This is a genomic window from Flagellimonas aquimarina, assembly GCF_003149745.1.
Classification (GTDB): Bacteria; Bacteroidota; Bacteroidia; order Flavobacteriales; family Flavobacteriaceae; genus Flagellimonas; species Flagellimonas aquimarina.
Genome location: NZ_QGEG01000001.1, coordinates 155,541 through 174,527, shown reverse-complemented (window position 1 = coordinate 174,527; position 18,987 = coordinate 155,541). Strand labels below are relative to the sequence as shown.

Here is an 18,987-nt window from a genome sequence, read left to right as displayed (position 1 = left end):
ATTAGTTGAGCTTGCTATCATTCCTGATGGAACCATTCTATTTTTTAACAAAGCATTGATTATTAATTGGTTATGCTAAAACCACTACTTTCGGTATTGATCATTTCTTCAAGAAGGTCAAATAGCGGAGGACCAGCCATTTCATCAAGAATATGACCGGCGTTGGGAACAACTACCAGCTTGTTTCTGATTTTATGCTTATCCATAATTTCCTTTGCCTTCTCTGCCTTCTTTTTCCAGTACGTATCTTTTTCACCCACTATCATTAAAACGTTTTGGTTAGATAGCTTTTTTAAAGAGCTGGTGTCTTTTAAGTTGGGATTTCCTGGCATGCTAATTACTCCGGCAAGTTTGTCGCTATATTGAGTGGCAATTTGAAACGCATCAATGCTATTGGCCGAAAATCCGAGTGCAAATATGCTTTTTACAGGATAATTGGCTTCTAAATAATCCAAAAGTACCAGTACGGCTTTCCTGTCTTTCATGTGGACCAGGCTTTCAACTAAAATCCATCCGTGTGTTTCTGGGTTTAACCCAAAATATCTGCATCCGTTTTCAAGGCTGTCATTATCTAAACCAGGACCCAATAAAATTGGATAATGTTGACTCGTGGAATAATTTTCGGGTACCGTTATTCTTACCAGCATTTTATCTTTGCCAACCTGCAGCTCCAAAACCCTTTCTTGGGCAAAGGCTCCTACAGTAACAAGCCAAGAAAACAAGACATATAAAATCTTCTTCAAATTCTTCATTTTCAGTCAACGTTAATTTTTGGTGATTTTCTTTATTTTGCCTGTGGCCACTTCCAGTAAATGAATTTCGGCACCATCATCAAAACTTGTGTTATAGACAACGTATTCAAGGTTTAAATCAATTGATGTGAACATTGTTCCTTTGTAGGGTATGCTGCCTAATTCTCTTAGGTCGTTGCCCTGCAAGTCTTCTAATATAAAAGTGGTTGTACTGTCATTTTCAATCGCTTTTATAGTATGTTCTCCGGTTATAAACTCTCCTTCAAGATTGGGAATGCTTCGAGTACTTTTCGTCTCAGGATCAAACAATTGTTTTGTTGCAACATAGTTTTCCAAATCATCGATTCTATTTACATATAATTTGCCACCTTTGGTCATCTGAGGTCTATTGGTTCTTCCATTATTTGTGAGTCTTTCCACTTTTTCATCTATGGCATGGTAAGCGTCTGGAGTGAAACCTTCTTTTGGCCAATGAAAGAAATAGTAACCTTTTCCTGCCAAATCCCAAGAGGAGAACATATGAAAACCATCTTCAGTGACTGTGGCAAGCTCGGTCAATCCATTTCCATCAATATTTACTGCCATCATTCGAGCACCTTCTTCCAAAAAATTGGTGTAAGCGATTTTCTTACCGTTAGGAGACCATTTTGGTTCAGTGTGAAATCCTATTGAATCTTGTGTAGAAACCTCATATGCATCACTGCCATCTAAATTTGAAACAAATATTTTGGCAGCGGATCGCTTTGGATCCACATAAGAATAATACGCAATCTTGGAAACAACAGGATTAAAGTTAGGGCCAAGATCGGGTGTTCCCTTTTTTTGCTTCTTTTCTTGTAAAGAGGAATTTGCAATTGAGGTATCTTGTTCCTTAGCTAGAGCGGAACTCGATTTTTGTTTTGGGGATTGCAAGCAAGATACCACTGAAATAGAAAGTATTAGAATTGCAACGAGTCTGTTTTTAATCTCAAGCATTGTTTTTTGATTTAGAATTTTAGGCAATCTATAGTGGAAAAGAATTTTGTCTGATGAAATTGTGATAAACAGCGATTAATGTGATGAAATGGAGGGTTTTCTAGTTTATGTCCCAAAAAAAGGCATTGGTCACATTGTTATTATAAAGACACTTTGCTAGTTCTAGTTTTGGGACATAAACTAAAAATTATTCTCCATGAAAAAAACAACGATCAAAGGGTATTTTATTCTCTTATTTGCGCTGTCATTTAATTTCTCCCAAGCACAAGTCAAAAAGGAAAACCTTTTGCAAGCCTGGGACAATATGACTAAAATGGTTGTGGGAACCGCTAAGGCTATGCCTGCAGAACATTACTCCTTCAAGCCGATGCAAGAATTACGTGATTTTGCGGAACAAATGTCTCATACCTCGGGTGCCAACTACCTTTTTGCATCAGTGGTCAAATTGGAAACCCCAGACCCAAACCCTGTAACGGACACCAAGGTGAAAAAAGAGGTGATCAAACAAATGGAAAATTCCTTTGTATTTATACAGTCAGGGATTGAGAAACTTAGCACGGAAGACCTGGTCGAGGAAATTGAGTTTTTCGGCAATAAAATGTCAAGGCTACAAGGTATCTTAATCATGACTTCCCATTTGCAAAGGGAACATGGCAAGAGTATAATTTATGCAAGGTTAAATGGCGTGACCCCGGCAAAATCAGGTGGTTGGTAGCTAATTTTCATTTTGTTCCTCGAAGCCGGCTGATACCACCTCCCGTTGGATAAGATATTCCGAACCATTGTAGCAAAGTTTGGAATTTCCGACTGGAACGGTTTCTCCCGGTTTCACGGTATAAAGTCGATGGATCTCTTGCGAGGAATTTCCTGGAAAACTGAAAGATACTTTTACTGCTGCTGTAATGTTCAATTGTCCCTCAGAACTTTGCAATACAACCTTGTCTCCACAGGTATTGGAACTTGTGCTTATTAAACTTATTTTTTTTGATGCATCTTGGCCAAAAACCTCTCCATGATAGTCCACGCCATATTCATCTTCATCATGAAGTAGATAAAAGATTTCTTGATAGGACAGTTCGCTAATGTCTTTTGCTTCTTGCTCTGTTTCTATCTTATCAATTGAGGTTTCCTTTTTCCCATCCTTACAGGAAATGAACAAAAAAAGAAAGGACAAAAAGCATATACCGCAGTATCTTGATATTTTAGAAAAATAGGGCTGGAACATATGATGAATTCATTTTTATACCTTAGAGTGGTAAATTGATAGTATGCTGAAGCAACTCATTCAAAGTTATAAAAATTTGCCAATTGCCTTTGGTAAAATGGGAGTTGCCATGTTCATTGTAAGTTCTTTTTTTATTGCAAAAGAATATACCGGCCATTTGGTAAACGATTATAATTTTCCCTTTAGTTGGTTGTTCATTTGCTTAAAGATAATCATCAATTATGCATTGTGGTTGGTTCTTGCTCCATGGATTGAAAGTATTTCAAAAAAAATCTATATCAGGAGAAAAAGCCTAACTCAATGGATAGGTATTGTAGGGAGTATTTTGATTCTATCCTTATTCCATAGGGCCTTGGCAACCAAATTATATGATGTGACCTATTATGCAGATACGGGGTACATGAAGGAATTTTTTGGCCCTAATGGTATTGTGGCTTTGGCCGTAGGCAGCTTTTCCAGCTTAATTGAACTTTTGGTCATCATCGCGGTTTTTGTTGCGGCAGACTATCAAAGACAATACCTAAAGAATCAACAAGCTCTTATAAATGCACAGATAAGCACACTTCAAATGCAATTACACCCTCATTTCTTGTTCAATACTCTTCATTCCATTTCCTCCATGATCGATATTGATACGGGAAAAGCTCAAAAAATGTTGACTAAGGTGGGTGCCTTGCTCAGAAACCTTTTAGAAAATGAAATGGAGCAAATGACAACCATAGAGAATGAGATGGAATTCATTCAACATTATTTGGACCTTGAGCAAATTCGTTATAGCGATAAAATGCACATAGAATATCTTGTTCCGGAGGAGGTGTTAAATGCCGAGATTCCAAATATGCTATTGCAGCCGTTGATAGAGAATGCCATCAAATACGGAATGGTCCCTTCAACAAAAGTTGGAAAAATCACCATTAAAATTGAAAAGCTAAAAACAACGACCAAAGGAGAAGAAACTGTGATGATTCAAATATCCAATACTTTGGATGAGGGCCGTGGTCCCATATTGGAAAAAGGCACTGGGTTGGGTCTTAAAAACATTAAAAAACGATTGGAAGGAATTTATGGCGGCCTGTTCAAATTTGAATTCGGTCATACAAATAAGGGGCTTTACATGGCCACGATTTCCCTTCCATTTAAGATGGTCTAAATGAAATTAAGATGCATAATAATTGATGATGAGTATTTGGCTAGACGGCGCTTGCAAAAACTGTTGGAAAAACACCATAATATTTTGGTTGTTGCTGAGTGCAGGAATGGGAAGGATGCAATTAAATATATTAAGCTGAAAGAACCACATTTTATTTTTCTTGATATTCAAATGCCAGACTTGGATGGTTTTTCCGTATTAAACAGACTTGATAAATTACCCTATGTAATTTTTACCACTGCCTATGATTCCTTTGCACTTAAGGCTTTTGAAATCAATGCTGTGGACTATTTGCTGAAACCTTTTGATCAAGAACGTTTGGATGCCTCTATTGACAGAATGGTATCACTTAAGAAAACCAATGAAGCCTATGATTTGGGTCGTAAGTTGAGTAGTCTTTTTAAAGAAGTAAAACATGAAGGGGACAAGGGCCAACGAACAGACTTTGCCATCAAAAAAAATGGTAGATTATTACATGTTGATACTGAAGATATTTTATTTATAAAATCAGAGGGGAATTATCTTGAACTGCATACAGAATCTGCTAAACACCTTTATAGGGCTACCATGAACGCTATTGAAAAAGAACTGTCAACGAAAGATTTTGTTCGTGTCCACAGATCTTTGGTCTTAAGTAAAAGGAGCATACAAGCTTGTTTTTATACGGGCAATTCCCACTACAAAATTAGACTTAAGACGGGTTTGGAATTCACCTCTGGCAGATCTTTCAAAGCCAATATTGTATCATATTTAGGGGAATTAAATAGTTGAAGATCTATTCTAAGGCATTTCCTTTTAAACCGACTGTCTCAAATTTCACAGAATATCACAAAAATGATTCTCAAATCTGATCTACTCATTAATTTGTCCCAAATAAAATTATTGGAATGAGTTCTTTCAATTGTCCATTGACCATAACTAAACCATATCCTAGAGGTATAGTATCGCTTTTATTTTTGGTATGTGCTTTGCTATTGAGTTCTTCGAGCGCAGGACAAAGCCAGAATAGGGAACGTATCTTTTTTGATTCAGAAATGGACCAAAAAAACATACCATCTTTCGAAATATTTTCAGTTTACCCCAATGGAACTGGATTAAGACAGCATACTTTTGATGCAGTACCGAGGAGGGCAAATAGTTCTCCTAGATTTTCCCCAGATGGAAAACATGTGATTTTTGGGACGTATAAGTATGGAGGCTATAAAATTGCAATTGCAAACAGTGATTTCACTAAACAGCGCAAGTTTACCAAGGGCCCTCATTATACTTATGTTGGGTCATGGTCGCCCAATGGTAAAAAAGTAGCCTATAACAAGGTGGATACAGAAAGAGCTCCATATTTTCAAGGTGATTTTGAAATATTTGTCATGAACTTGGACCAATCACATGATGTAAATATCTCGAACACCAAGGGGTCAGACTTTGGCCCCCAATGGTTACCTGATGGAAAAAAAATCCTGTTCGGTTCGGATAGGTCTGGAAACTCCGATATCTATATCATGGACGAAGACGGTGAAAATGTCAAAAATATTACCAATACGCCTGAAATTGATGAGTTTGGATTTTCCTTGTCTCCTGACGGAAGTAAAATTGCTTTTCACCTCATACATCGGGAAGCCAAAAAGAAGTATATAGATTTATATACCATGAACACTGATGGCACCCAAAGAAAAAACCTCACCAAAAATCAAGTAACACAACAAAATCTCTTTGTACCGTATTACGATGGAGCTCCACCTATATTTTATGGATCATCTTGGTCAATAGATGGAAAAAAAATTGCCTTTTCGTCCAAAAGAAATTCCAGTAATTTCCAAATATTCACCATTAGATCCAATGGGCAAGAGCTTAAGCAATTGACACATAATAACGTCAACAATGTATTCCCATTTTGGGTCATTGAAAAGTGATATTCAATCGAAAAGCCTGGTATATGCAAATTCAGTAACCCCTAATTGCTGACACAGGTCTTTAGCGCACACGTATGACCAATAATTTAATATCGTTTTCTGTATGTATTACTTTATGAATGGAATAAAGGGTTTGTTTAAACTCCACATATTCTCCGTTTCGGGGTAGTGTTTTTAATTTGAGTTCTTCAATTTGTTCCTTACTGCCATTCTCAATTATAATTACTCTCATATTTGTTTCAATCCATAAATACCAAAACATTCCAATAGAATTGCCCTGATAGTATTGAAGAAATCTCCAGACTTGATTATTGAGGTTTTTTCTACACTAAAACTCCATCGCTACTTCTGGTTTGTGCAAACTGACCACCGATAAAACGGCAACACCATTAATCCAATAGTAATAGGCATCAATGCCCTCAAACGAAAAGATAAAAGGAGCAATTACAAATACTGCACCGACCAAAAAATCAACGATCAAATGGATTTGATAGGAAATTACTCGGAATACGCCTAGGTGATGGTCGGTCAATAAGGTCAAAATAAGAGCTGCTATTCCAGTGACAACAGAAAGTTGAAGAGCCAAGGGATTAGAGCTGCCCAATCCTAACAAAAATGGAAGTGCTATTAGTGCAATAGCTACAGGGTAATCTAAAAAAGCGTGTATTCTTTTAGTTACAAATTTCATAATTTTAAAATTTAAGTTATTGTATTGCAAAGGTGGGTAATGGTCTAAATGTGGGTGCTACAGAAAAGGCCCCATTTATTGTACTTTTTATTTAAAAAGAGCAGAGCAATAAAACAGGGCAAGCCCAATCCCGTGCTTTTGAGCAGTAGATAAATTTCGTACGCTTATGTATTTTTATCAAGAATAATATGGAAACCTTAAGTCCAATTCACTTTAGACCTTATGGATTTCTGTGGATTATATGGATTCAAGGATAAAGAACTCCACTATGCAAACAACCATTGCTGCTAAGAAAATTATGAATAGCAATATCTTTCTTGTAACAGTCTTCAGAATAGGTAAATTAGATTATTCTTATCATTTCAAGAGCTACTTTTGATGCAGATGCAGGGTTTTGCCCTGTCACCAAATTCATATCGGTTACGACAAAAGGGTCAAAGGGTTTGGTATTGGAGAAAAGAGCACCTTGTTTCATTAGTTCCGCATCTAACATAAAGGGAATGACATCTCCTATTACGTGTCGATCAAGGTTTTCTTCGGCCTCAGTAAACGAGTTTATTTTTTTCCCTTCTAAAAGGTTTTTCCCATTTGATAGAATTACATTTAACAAGGCAACTGGACCGTGGCAAACCGCGCCTATTACGCGACCACTTTCATATACTTCTTTTATTGTTTTTTTGACCAAAGGATTGGAAACCATATCTGTCATTGGCCCTAAACCACCGGGGAAGAAAATAGCATCATAAGCATCAATATCCACATCACTTAATTTATGACTGTAATTAAGACGTTTAAATCCATTGCTCTCCTTAAAGGTTTTGCTTAATTTTTGAGCTTTGTCATAGCCAACAAATGGTGGCGTTCCACCGAGAATACTTGCGAAATCTACAGTATATCCTTTTGATGTAAATTCGAAATAGGGGTCTGCAACTTCAGAAAATTCGTAACCCGCAGCGTGTTTTCCTGTACCGGTTACATTGGTACTAGTTACTATAAATAATATATGTTTCATTGTATTGTTTTTATCGGTTATCAAATAAAGGGGGGAAACACCCCCTTTATTTGATGTGGCTTTTTACACAAGTACTTGATGGCTAGATGTAGCAATAGTATTTAATGCATTGGCTAGCTTTTTGGGTGCCGTTTCTAATGGAACATGGCCATAGTTGAGGGTGACTACCTCATCAATTCCAAGCATTTTTTGTCCATGTCTTTGTGCTTTTAAAGAAATGACTCTATCTAAAGTGGTTTCTACATAGGCTTTGGGAACACGTCCAAAATTTTCCTTGGTTGTAATAACTTGCTCAAAAAATGGAGTGGTTGATTGTACTACCAATTTTGGAAGCAACGCATCTATCTGTGCTTCTGTTGCCCCTGTGAAAATGACATTCATAATTGTCTCTTTACTCATGGTGGCCGTGCTTTTATCTTCTGAGAAAATTAGATTTTCCAAAAATTCACTTTCTTCATCTTCTTCAAATACTTCAACAGCTGTTTTACCATCATAAGGCATGGCAGAAGCAACATAAACCAGCTTTTCAATTTTCTTGGGCATATCTTCTGCCACCTGGGTAATTACGAAACCACCAAAACTGTGTCCGACCAATACAACCTGACCCTCCGTTTGTACCAATTCTTCTTTGACCCGATTGGCATATAGTGCCAGATTAATTTCTGCGGTAGGAGTTTTATCATCTCCATGTCCTGGTAAATCTATAGCCTTTACTATGTGTCCATTTTTTTCAAGATACGCTGTTGTTTCTTTCCATGACCAAGCACCTTCCCATGCTCCATGGACTAATAAAAATGTTTTGTTTAAATTTTTCATTTTGATGATATTTTTTATACGTGTTATATATTTAATTATGGTACAAATTTGAGGTTACTTTGAATTTTAAAAGTTGTCATATGACAACGTTTTTAGTGACCTTGTTTTTACAAGTAGTTATCAATTTCAGGTGTTTAATAGAACGTGTCCATAGATCTATTTGCTTAACGACTTGTGTCAAGGTGGTAATTTGTTCCTTGTTAAAGTGGGGTTTTAAAAGTGCAAATACATTTTCCGGCCGCATGTCATTCTCGTAGCTTATGATATAATCTGTCAATGTAAACAAGGCTATTTCTTTTTCTGAAAAATGGGGTGCTTCTCTCCAGACAGAAACTAGCAAAAGCTTGTAATCTGTTTCGCCTAAACTTTTAAGTTCATTATAATGAAGATTGATAGCGAAAGGACATTCGTTTATATATCCTATCCTGAGCCTTACCAATTCCAATTGACGTATTTCGACGGAAGTGTTTACATGACCAGTGGTAGTTTTCATGGGCTACTAAAACAACAATTCCGGCTCTTGGCCGGAATTGTTCCTGCTTAAAAGGTTGGTTTTTAACCTTTGGAAATAGCTTCTCCCAATTCTTCGTTGGTCATTGCTCTTCCATCAAGATTCCATGCTCCATCAACAGCATGGATAGCATTCACATAGATATTGTCTTTGGGCTGTTTTTTACCAGATAGTTGATGGATGATTTCGGTGACCTCGTCAAAATGTTGTTTAATTATGGCTTGATCTGCTAGGGCAAATGATGGTACTTTCCATTCGGCCCACGCACCTAAAAATTCTTGCCCTCCAGAAAAAGAAGATCCTTTTGGTACAATATGGACATTGGCCGTAATGTTCGGGGTCATCACGGTGTTACCCGTTAGACCATGAGTTTTTAAAAGCGAGTCTGTAATTTGTTGAACAGCTTCTTTTTCTTTTCCTGCAGGCAAAACGCCTTCTGTTAATGTTAATGTAAGTGGCATAATATCTCTGTTTTTAAGATGTGAACTTTAGTGTTCATCAACGGTACAAAGATGCCCGCTTAAGAGAGTTTAAAAATTGTCATATGACAACCTTTTAAGAAGAGGGATAACTCGTTAAAACTTGATAGCTGTCTTTATTCTTTTAATAGCGTTAGCCACTTTTTTATTAGAGGTAGCTATATTCATTCGCATGAATAATGCACCTTCCCTTCCAAACCAATGTCCTGCATTTAATGCTATTCCAGAGTTTTGAGCAATGAACTTGGACATTTCATTGGGGTCTTTAAAAATAGTCCTGAAGTCTATCCAAATCTGATAAGTTCCTTCTGGTTTAACCATTGAAATGTTAGTATTTTGAAGTTCTAATTCTACAGTATTCACGTTTTGCTGTATATTTTTCAGTAAATCTTTGAGCCAAGGCTTTCCATGTAAATAGGCGGTCTCTAGAGCTACTCTGGTTAAACTATTTGTAGCGCCTAAATTATATTTCTGAAAGCTCTTGGATAGCCTACTTCTTAAATCATTGTTTGGAACTATTGCCATGGAATCTGAAATACTGGCGAGGTTAAATGTTTTGGCTTCTGAGGTGCAGATAATTAAATTTTCCAGTTGATTTGAATAATGTAATAGAGAAGTAAATGTATTATTAAAGAGAATAATGTCTTTATGAATCTCATCTGAAATTAGAAGTACATTGTTTTCGGAACAAATGTTCACAATACGTTCCAATTCTTCTTTCTTCCAAACCCTACCCACCGGATTGTGGGGATTACAGAGAATGAGTACTTTATTGGTATCTAGTTTTACTTTATTTTCTAAATCTTCAAAATCAATTTCGTAATGGCCATCAACTAATTTTAAGGGGTTTTTGATTATTTTCCTCTTGGCTTTGCGCACAACATCCCTAAACTCCATGAAAACCGGAGGTTGAATGATTACGCCGTCGTTCTCCTTTGTAAAACTTTCAATTGCGATAGCAATCGTTGTTGTTATACTGGGCGAATAAATAATATGCTCACTATCAAGATGAACATCATATTCACTTTTGTACCACGTTTTTTGAGCTAGTATAAAAGACTCTGGTTTGTATTCATATCCAAAACTGGAATTCGAAATTCGTTGAATCAATGCCTCTTGAATTACCTCGGCTATTTCATAATCCATATCGGCAATCCACATGGGCACAACGTTGGCAGTACCAAACAACTCCAACAACGTTTTTGGGTTAGATTTTGATAAAGGCAACTGTTCAATATGTTTGTCCGTTTTCATTTTTTAAAGTTGGGCCCGTAGTTTACTCAGGGTGGAATTTGTCATGCCCAGATAGGAGGCAACAGCTTTGCTAGAAACCCTACTTAACAATTTAGGCTCATGTTCCATGACCCAACGTAATTTATCAATACCCTCCATACCCAAAAAACTGTAGATGCGCATTTGAGAATGAATAAAAGAGAATTGCATAAACTTGTTGTAAACGTGATTAAATTCTGGAATTGTCTCAATAAGTTTATAAAAACTGTCATGACTTATTACAAGTAAATCTGAGGGTTCAATAGAGACCAAGAAATCCCTGGATGGCTTTTGCAAAACAAAGCTGGTAATTGCTGATATTATTTGGTCTTCCAACGCAAAATAAGCGGTGGCCTCATTCCCTTTGCTGTCAATTTCATACATGCGAAGGCACCCTTTATTTATAAAATAAAAATTCTTGCACACTTGACCTACTGTACACAAGACCTCATTTCGCTTTGTTTTTATGGGCTTAAAATATGATGTGACTAGTTGTAATGATTCATTGTCAATGTTAGAATTGTCCTTTAAATATTGCTCTAACTGTTTATACATTTTTTATTGGTTTGATTTTAATAGTGCATGACAATTGTATATAATCATTATATCAATTACAATAACCAATACCAAGTTAAGAGTTTTTTAACGTAGCCTTGGGGTTGTAAAATAAAACCCTAATTCTTCAATATACTATCTATGGCACTTACAACAGTTTCTGCATTTTCTTTGGTAAAACACAGAGGGGGTTTGGTTTTCAATACACTATCATGGGGCCCATCAGTGCTAATTAGGATATTTTTATTACGCAATTCATTCTTTATGCGATGCGCTAATTTTCTATTCGTTTTTTGTGTTTTTTCATCAATGATTTCTATTCCCAAAAACAAACCAGAACCTCTAACATCTCCTATACATTTATGCTCTTTTTTAAGCGCCAATAGAAGCGATTTGTAATGATCACCTACTTCTTTGGCATTCTTCTGTAGTTTCTCCTCTTCAATAACTTCCAGAACAGACAAAGCAATGGCACATGAAACAGGATTGCCGCCAAACGAGCTGAAGAACTCAACGCCTTCGTTAAAAGAACTTGCTATTTCATCTGTTGTGACCAAAGCGCCCATAGGATGACCATTTGCCATAGGTTTTCCTAAAATTACAATATCCGGAATCACTTCTTGAGCTTCATATCCCCAGAAGTGATCACCCAGACGGCCAAAGCCAGTTTGTACTTCATCACTTATGCAAACTCCGCCCCGTTCTCGTATTGCGGGGTAAACCTCTTTCAAATACCCATCTGCCAAAGGTACCTGTCCTCCACAGCCAACAATAGGTTCCGATATAAAAGCGGCAATGGGTTCCACTGAGTTTGATATTTGTTCAATAGCTTCCTTTGCGTACAAAGACCCGGCATTTTTCTCTTTGTACTTTCCGTTATAGGTGTCTGGAATAGGTGTCTTTAGAATATGTTCTTTTTTTCCAGCGCCTTTGGCATTGTTGAATTTGTAATCGCTAACGTCGATTCCCATTTGCGTGTTCCCGTGGTACCCATGCTCCATTACCATTAGCTTTTTACGTTTGGTATGGGAATGGACCATGCGCAAGGCCAAGTCACTTGCCGCGCTTCCAGAGTTAACGAAGTATACCTTGTTTAACGATTTTGGGAATTTGGACAATAATTTTTCAGAATACCTCGGGAGCAAATCATACAGGTAACGTGTATTGGTGTTTAATTGAGCCATTTGTTGTTGTCCAGCTTCAACCACTTTTGGGTGCGAATGTCCAACATGCGGAATGTTGTTATAAGCATCTAAAATCGCATTGCCATAACCATCATACATATATTGAAATGCCGCACGGACCATGAAAATGGGCCTTGAATAGCTCAACGATAGAATAGGGCTAATGTGTTTATGCCTCCTTTTGATTTCTTCGGTTTCCGGTGTTGTCCTGGGGATTGACATCCCAGCAGCTTTTCTAAACATGTTTTCAGCACCAATGGGGCTTGTTGCCAATAGTTTGTAAAGCGTGCTCCATGCAAATTTTTCGCTTCCAGTGGCATAGGTGTTATCTGGATTGGTTTTTTTGGAATGGGCGGAATTGCAAACGCTTGTGCAAAGTCTTCCGGCTATTAGATAATAGAGAATTTTCAATTCTTTTTCTTCTAGGGGAAGTGTTTTGTTGTATGATTTTATAATGGGTATTGCCCATTCAAGTGGATTCTCTTTATCATAGCATGCATAGGTTATGGCTATGGCCAATTCATTTATTAAAGGGGTATGGGCCATGTCCCCAAAATCTATTAATCCAGAAATATTTTCGTTGTTCACCAAGACATTCCATTCATTGGCATCATTGTATGTAGTTTGTTTTCGTAGTTCTGGCACCACGGGAACCACGATTTCCTCAAACTGTTGAAAAAAATATCGCACTACATTTCTGTCATGTGCATTGAGAATATCAGAAATGTACTTTTTATTTAAATATAGATACTGAAGGTCCCATTCCCATTTTCTAGCCTTAAGTATATAACTGTTGAACCCTTGTAATTTAAGATCTAGACGGGCCAGAAAACTTCCCAGTGAGGCATATGTTTTTTTGGTTGGGTCAATATCTCCTATGAAATTTCCATTTATAAAGGAGAGCATCCTGCAAATGGTGGTTTTTCCATCCAGTTCGAGAACTTTGGTGAAATCCCCACTAATAAATGAAATTGGAATTGGAAAGGTTTGTTTTTTATCTTGATTAAGAAAAAGCAGAGCTTTGGTTTCAGTCTCGATTAAATCAAACAGCTCTTGGGCATAAGGATATGTTTTAAAGATATAATTGTTTGATGACGTTTGAATATGATAATTGGCGTTGTCGTATCCCCCCAGTTTTTTAATATTCAATGCATCTATTCCGAATTCTTCTTTAAGTAGCGTTTCCATTAATTTACTGCTGATCTTAAATGATTTTTTAAAAGGGCAAATTGTTTAAATCTACATTACCGCCAGATAGTATTACACCTATTTTTTTTCCCAAAAACGCTTCTTTTTCTTTAAGGATAGCGGCAAAAGCGACCGCACAAGAAGGCTCACAAATAATTTTTAACCGTTCCCAAATAATTCGCATTGCTTTTACAATCTCGTCTTCTTTTACCCTGATAATTCTTTGAACATTTTTTTTGATGATAGGGAAATTTCTATCACCTAATTGTGTTCTTAGTCCATCGGCTATGGTATTTGTGGTTTTGTTAGTTTCTATCATACCACTTTGTAAAGAGCGGTAGGCGTCATCCACTTCAAAGGGTTCTCCTCCAATAACATTGCAATTGTCTCCAAAATATTTTGCTGCCAGTGCTGTTCCAGCAATTAGACCACCTCCACCCACTGGCGCAAACACATAATCTAAATCTTGGTGAATCTCTAGTAGTTCTTTGCACGCGGTACCTTGCCCCAAAATAACCGCATCATCGTTTGATGGGTGTATAAATGTTGCTCTTTTTTCTTTCTGTATTTGTTTGGTGAGAGCTTCTCTTGCGGCAAGTGTAGGTTCACATTCTATAATGTGTCCGTTATACTCTTTTACGGCATCTTTTTTTACCTGCGGAGCATTGGAGGGCATGACTATGTATGCTTTAACCCCTAAACTTTGAGCGGCTAAAGAAAGTGCCTGTGCAAAATTTCCTGATGAATGGGTTACAACCCCATTTTGTCTTTGCTTGTCTGAAAGTTGCATAATGGCATTTGCTGCTCCCCGCATTTTAAATGCCCCCATTTTTTGAAAATTCTCACACTTAAAAAAAAGGTTGGCCCCGACCATGGCATCAACTAACCTTGAAGTAAGCACTGGAGTATTGTGAATAAATGGTTTTATTCTGTTGTGGCAGTCAATAAGCTGTTGCTTGTCCATTGATCTTCTTTATGTGAAATGCTTTGAACTTAAAAACAATACATAAAGATAGGAATGGTGAACTAATTAACTTGAAAATAACCCTTTCAAATTGCACTTAAATAAAATAAAAACGGATAAAGGTTCTAACCGGTGATTGCGTTCTCTTGTTCTTCTATATTTTTTGAAACGCCTTCCATCCCCAGTTCAGGAATAACCAATAGCGGAATTTGGGTGTGGAACGCCGTTCGTTTCACAATAGGCTCCCGGGTCATTTTTTCCATGTAACTATGTTGGTAGTTCAATAACGCCAATAAGTGAATGTCTAACTCTTCAGTAAACATTTCCAACGTTTGTGAAACTGAGTTGAGCTCTGAAACCGTATGAACATAGTGTTCGGCATTGTTTAAATACCTTCTTAGCATGTTTAGGTTAAACTGTTGCAATTCTGATAATGCTTTTATTCCATATTGAACATGTACAATTCTAATGGTTGCTTGGAACATTTCTGCTAATTCCAATAATGGTTTGAGTTCAGAAGTGGTATAAAATCGATTGAAATCGGTAGCAAATGCAATCTCTGTGGGTGTAACAAAATCAAAATGCTGCGGAATGGCCAGGACGGGACATTTTTTACTGTTCTTAATAATACGAACAGTATTGCTGCCCATAAAAACTTCGTCTATTCCAGAGGAGCCTTTGGTTCCCGTTATTACTAAATTAATGTCGTATGCATCCACAATGTCCTTTACTTCTTCGACCAATAGATTAAAGGAGGAGATTGTTTCAAATGTATGGCCAATATTGCCGTACTTACTTTTAATTCTTTCGACAGTCTTTAATAAACCCTGTTCCGAAGAATTTCTTACGGCATCTACTATGCTTACCCCATCTATCATTTTGGCCATAAAACGGCTACTTGGAATTACGGGGGTATATGTATTGAGTAAATAGAAAGTACATTTTTTGTTACGGAACAACTGCATGGCATAATTAATGGCGTTCCATGCGTTTTCTGAAAAATCTGTAGGGATTAAAATCTTTTGCATCGTGCTAAATATAAAGATGCAATAAAATTAGTGCTAAGTAAAAGGGGATTCTATGACAATTATCAGCTTTTAGAATAGGGTGGTTTTAAAAGCCTTCCACCAGTTCTAATAACTTGCGTTCATTTTTTATGCCCACTTTTTTACCGGAAGTGTGAATGAATCCTTTTTTCTTGAATTCTGAAATAATTCGGATAGCGGATTCTGTTGCTGTGCCAACAACATTTGAGATATCTTCTCTTGAAAGTGTAAGAGCCAAAAACCCTTCGTCATCTTCACCAAAGTTATTTTTTAGATACAGGAAAGCTTCGGCAATACGTTGTTTTACCGTTTTTTGAGACATATTTACAATAACGTCATCTGCTTCCTTTAAATCGTGCGCCATATGACGCAGTACCTCAAGTGTAAAATTTGGATTCTTTTGTAATGTGTTGTTGATGCTTTCTTTGGGAATGAAACAGACTTCCATATCGTTAACAGCAATCGCAGAAAGATTTGTACATTCTTCAGCTATTACGGACCGCTGTCCAAGTACTTCACCTTTAGTGGCCAACTTTACAATTTGGTCTTTACCGTTTGCGCTGAGTTTGGACAGTTTGGAAACACCATTACGAACACAATAAACTCCATTCAATTTTTCGCCTTCCTCAAAAAGGGGCTCTCCTTTTTTGACTGCTTTGGTGGTCTTAGAGTCGGATACCTGTTTCAATTCGTCCTTGCTCATGGCTCTAAGCGAATTGAACTGTCTTACGATGCAATTTTCACATCTGCTCTCCATAACTGATTGATTTACCTGATGGTCACAAAATTAAACCTAAGGTATTGAAAAAGAACTGATAAATGTCATATTTTTAAAACAAATTGTGTCACAATTTTGTCTTGGGTAAAGCAAATGTAAATGACAAACATAAGATGTTATCATTGTGGTGATGATTGCAATCGCACAAGGGTTCTTTTTGATGAAAAGGAGTTTTGTTGTAATGGTTGCAAGACAGTCTATGAAATTTTCACAACTAACGGCCTATCCAATTTTTATGATATTGAGGAACGGGCCGGTACAGCTCCCAACGAAATTAGACAGAAGTACGATTTTCTAGGTAACAAGGACATTGTTGAAAAATTGGTGGAGTTTAATGAAGAAGGGGTGCAAGTGGTCAATTTGAGCATTCCATCCATTCATTGTAGCTCTTGTATTTGGGTATTGGAAAACCTAAATCGTTTACATTCCTCAATTACCAATTCACAGGTGGATTTTCCTAAGAAAACTATTCGCGTCACCTATAAATCTGAAGATTTTTCTTTGAAAGCACTTGTTTTGCTTTTAAGTGCTATTGGCTATGAACCTTATATTTCTTTAGAAGAGTATAATAAGAAAAATACCAAAGTGGACCGCTCACTTATCTATAAACTGGGTGTTGCAGGTTTTGCCTTTGGCAATGTAATGTTGTTCTCTTTTCCAGAATATTTTGAGGTTGAGGAATTTTGGTTAGATCAATATAAGCCCGTGTTCCGTTGGTTAATGTTTGCCTTTTCGTTACCAGTGGTGTTTTATGCAGGAAGAGATTATTTTATTTCGGCATATAAGGGACTGCGCTCTAAATTATTGAACATAGATGTTCCTATTGCATTAGGGATTTTAACCTTGTTTTTAAGGAGCACGGTCGACATTATTTTTGATTTGGGATCTGGTTTTTTTGATAGTTTAACCGGATTGGTGTTCTTCCTTTTATTAGGAAAGTTTTTTCAACAAAAAACCTATTCATTTCTATCTTTTGAAAGAGATTATAAATCCTATTTTCCCATTGCCGTAACAAGATTGAATGCAGAAGGGGAGGAAGAAAATGTTCAAATCTATAAGATTAAGGCTGGCGACAGGATTTTGATCAGGAATATGGAAATTATACCCGTAGACAGTATTTTGATCAAGGGTAACGCAGAAATAGATTACAGTTTTGTAACAGGAGAATCCAATGCAGTCCTTAAAGAGTCAGGAGAAAAACTTTTTGCGGGCGGCAAACAACTTTCTGGGGTTTTGGAGATTGAGGTCGTAAAATCAGTATCTCAAAGCTATCTCACCCAGTTGTGGGGTAATTCAGTTTTTGAAAAAGATAAGATTACCGCTTTTCAAACACTAACAGACAGTATTGGAAAACGTTTTACCATTGGGGTTTTGAGCGTTGCCATTCTGTCAACTCTGTTTTGGTTGTTCTATATGCCAAGTATGGCCCTAAATGTTTTTACTGCAGTGCTCATAATCGCCTGCCCCTGCGCAATTGCCCTTGCGGCACCATTCACCTTGGGTAATATGCTGCGCATATTTGGCAAGCACAAATTCTACTTAAAAAACACAAATGTTATAGAGCGGTTATCCAAAATTGATACTGCAATATTCGATAAAACAGGAACTATCACCACCACCACAAAAGATGCTATTCTATATGAAGGGATTGAATTGACCAAAGCGGAAACAGCATTGCTGAAAACCACATTACGATCATCAAACCACCCACTTAGTAGGTCATTATACGAAATATTGAAATCCAATGCTATTATGACTCTTGATGAATTTGAAGAACATACGGGCAAAGGAGTGGAAGGAAAGCTGAACAAACATTCCATTAAAGCAGGTTCTGCCAGTTACATTGGTGAATCCATGCCAAATGCCGCATCCGATACGGCAGTTTACATTAGTTCTGATGAGGATTTCAAAGGGCGGTTTGTATTTAAGAATAAATATAGGGATGGGGTGGAAGACCTTTTCGTCACTTTAGGTAAAACCATGAACATTGGAATATTATCGGGTGACAATGATGGAGAAAGAAAACAATTGCAAGATATATTGCCATCTAAAACCAATTTACTGTTTAATCAAAAGCCCAAGGATAAACTAGATTATGTAAAACATCTACAAAAAGATCATAATGTACTTATGGTAGGTGATGGACTCAACGATGCTGGTGCGTTGGCCCAAAGTAATGTAGGAGTTTCCATTTCTGAGGATATAAATGTTTTTTCACCGGCTTGTGATGCAATTTTGGATGCTTCAAATTTGACCAAGCTTCCTGTTTTTTTAAAGCTATCTAGAAAATCCATTCAAATAATAAAGCTCAGTTTCCTACTTTCATTGTGCTACAACGTTATTGGTTTGTATTTTGCGGTTACCGGTCAGTTAGAGCCTGTTATTGCTGCAATACTTATGCCCTTGAGTTCTATTAGCATAGTGATCTTTACAACGCTTATGACCAATATGATTGGAAAAAGATTAAAACCATAAAACCCTG

20 protein-coding genes are annotated in these 18,987 nt (G+C 36.9%); 5 read left to right on the top strand and 15 right to left on the bottom strand.

Features of this window, described 5'->3' with window-relative positions; all coding sequences use genetic code 11:
* Positions 1-62: 62 nt before the first annotated feature.
* Positions 63-752: a dienelactone hydrolase family protein gene (locus DKG77_RS00800; protein WP_109659271.1), complete on the bottom strand. Its 690-nt coding sequence runs from the start codon at positions 750-752 to the stop codon at positions 63-65.
* Between the two features lie 12 nt (positions 753-764).
* The gene (locus tag DKG77_RS00795; RefSeq protein ID WP_133248395.1) at positions 765-1,727 is read right to left on the bottom strand and encodes a TolB family protein; all 963 of its coding nucleotides are present in this window, start codon (positions 1,725-1,727) and stop codon (positions 765-767) included.
* Between the two features lie 196 nt (positions 1,728-1,923).
* Here DKG77_RS00795 and DKG77_RS00790 point away from each other — a divergent pair, with 196 nt between their 5' ends.
* The gene (locus tag DKG77_RS00790) at positions 1,924-2,442 is read left to right on the top strand and encodes a DinB family protein (RefSeq protein ID WP_109659267.1); all 519 of its coding nucleotides are present in this window, start codon (positions 1,924-1,926) and stop codon (positions 2,440-2,442) included.
* Here the strand turns inward: DKG77_RS00790 and DKG77_RS00785 are convergent, their stop codons facing one another.
* Positions 2,443-2,952: a hypothetical protein gene (locus tag DKG77_RS00785; RefSeq protein WP_133248394.1), complete on the bottom strand. Its 510-nt coding sequence runs from the start codon at positions 2,950-2,952 to the stop codon at positions 2,443-2,445.
* 43 nt (positions 2,953-2,995) lie between these two features.
* On the opposite strand from DKG77_RS00785, the gene DKG77_RS00780 reads away from it, so the two are divergent.
* From DKG77_RS00780 to DKG77_RS00770, 3 genes are all read left to right on the top strand, one after another.
* Entirely contained in the window at positions 2,996-4,102 is a 1,107-nt protein-coding gene (locus tag DKG77_RS00780; protein WP_109659263.1) for a sensor histidine kinase, read from the top strand.
* The gene (locus DKG77_RS00775) at positions 4,103-4,873 is read left to right on the top strand and encodes a LytR/AlgR family response regulator transcription factor (protein ID WP_109659261.1); all 771 of its coding nucleotides are present in this window, start codon (positions 4,103-4,105) and stop codon (positions 4,871-4,873) included.
* Between the two features lie 116 nt (positions 4,874-4,989).
* On the top strand, positions 4,990-6,012 hold the full coding sequence (locus DKG77_RS00770) for a TolB family protein (protein WP_109659259.1): 1,023 nt from the start codon (positions 4,990-4,992) through the stop codon (positions 6,010-6,012).
* 61 nt (positions 6,013-6,073) lie between these two features.
* Here DKG77_RS00770 and DKG77_RS16905 read toward each other — a convergent pair whose 3' ends face one another.
* The 12 genes from DKG77_RS16905 to DKG77_RS00715 all read right to left on the bottom strand — a co-directional run bounded on the left by DKG77_RS16905 (position 6,074) and on the right by DKG77_RS00715 (position 16,484).
* Positions 6,074-6,244: a hypothetical protein gene (locus tag DKG77_RS16905; RefSeq protein ID WP_165819321.1), complete on the bottom strand. Its 171-nt coding sequence runs from the start codon at positions 6,242-6,244 to the stop codon at positions 6,074-6,076.
* A gap of 96 nt (positions 6,245-6,340) precedes the next feature.
* Positions 6,341-6,700, bottom strand: coding sequence for an SPW repeat domain-containing protein (locus DKG77_RS00765; RefSeq protein WP_109659258.1), 360 nt, complete (start codon positions 6,698-6,700; stop codon positions 6,341-6,343).
* A gap of 343 nt (positions 6,701-7,043) precedes the next feature.
* Positions 7,044-7,712 (bottom strand): type 1 glutamine amidotransferase domain-containing protein, encoded by a 669-nt coding sequence (locus tag DKG77_RS00760; protein WP_109659256.1) that lies wholly within the window; start codon positions 7,710-7,712, stop codon positions 7,044-7,046.
* Positions 7,713-7,775: 63 nt separating this feature from the next.
* A complete protein-coding gene (locus DKG77_RS00755; protein WP_109659254.1) occupies positions 7,776-8,528 on the bottom strand; it encodes an alpha/beta fold hydrolase in 753 nt (250 codons plus the stop codon).
* Positions 8,529-8,604: 76 nt separating this feature from the next.
* On the bottom strand, positions 8,605-9,021 hold the full coding sequence (locus DKG77_RS00750) for a carboxymuconolactone decarboxylase family protein (protein WP_109659252.1): 417 nt from the start codon (positions 9,019-9,021) through the stop codon (positions 8,605-8,607).
* A 62-nt stretch (positions 9,022-9,083) separates the two neighbouring features.
* Positions 9,084-9,500 carry a 4-oxalocrotonate tautomerase gene (locus tag DKG77_RS00745; protein ID WP_109659251.1) on the bottom strand — a complete coding sequence of 139 codons (417 nt, stop codon included), beginning with the start codon at positions 9,498-9,500 and terminating at the stop codon, positions 9,084-9,086.
* 114 nt (positions 9,501-9,614) lie between these two features.
* Complete coding sequence (locus DKG77_RS00740; protein WP_109659249.1) at positions 9,615-10,772, bottom strand: MalY/PatB family protein; 1,158 nt, start codon at positions 10,770-10,772, stop codon at positions 9,615-9,617.
* A 3-nt stretch (positions 10,773-10,775) separates the two neighbouring features.
* Entirely contained in the window at positions 10,776-11,345 is a 570-nt protein-coding gene (locus DKG77_RS00735; RefSeq protein WP_109659247.1) for a Crp/Fnr family transcriptional regulator, read from the bottom strand.
* A 119-nt stretch (positions 11,346-11,464) separates the two neighbouring features.
* Positions 11,465-13,717 (bottom strand): aminotransferase class III-fold pyridoxal phosphate-dependent enzyme, encoded by a 2,253-nt coding sequence (locus DKG77_RS00730; protein ID WP_109659245.1) that lies wholly within the window; start codon positions 13,715-13,717, stop codon positions 11,465-11,467.
* Positions 13,718-13,745: 28 nt separating this feature from the next.
* The gene (locus DKG77_RS00725; RefSeq protein WP_109659243.1) at positions 13,746-14,681 is read right to left on the bottom strand and encodes a pyridoxal-phosphate dependent enzyme; all 936 of its coding nucleotides are present in this window, start codon (positions 14,679-14,681) and stop codon (positions 13,746-13,748) included.
* A gap of 125 nt (positions 14,682-14,806) precedes the next feature.
* Positions 14,807-15,709 (bottom strand): universal stress protein, encoded by a 903-nt coding sequence (locus DKG77_RS00720; RefSeq protein WP_109659241.1) that lies wholly within the window; start codon positions 15,707-15,709, stop codon positions 14,807-14,809.
* Positions 15,710-15,794: 85 nt separating this feature from the next.
* Positions 15,795-16,484, bottom strand: a complete 690-nt coding sequence (locus DKG77_RS00715) for a Crp/Fnr family transcriptional regulator (protein WP_109659239.1) — start codon at positions 16,482-16,484, stop codon at positions 15,795-15,797.
* Between the two features lie 120 nt (positions 16,485-16,604).
* On the opposite strand from DKG77_RS00715, the gene DKG77_RS00710 reads away from it, so the two are divergent.
* The gene (locus tag DKG77_RS00710; protein WP_109659237.1) at positions 16,605-18,980 is read left to right on the top strand and encodes a heavy metal translocating P-type ATPase; all 2,376 of its coding nucleotides are present in this window, start codon (positions 16,605-16,607) and stop codon (positions 18,978-18,980) included.
* Positions 18,981-18,987: the final 7 nt, after the last annotated feature.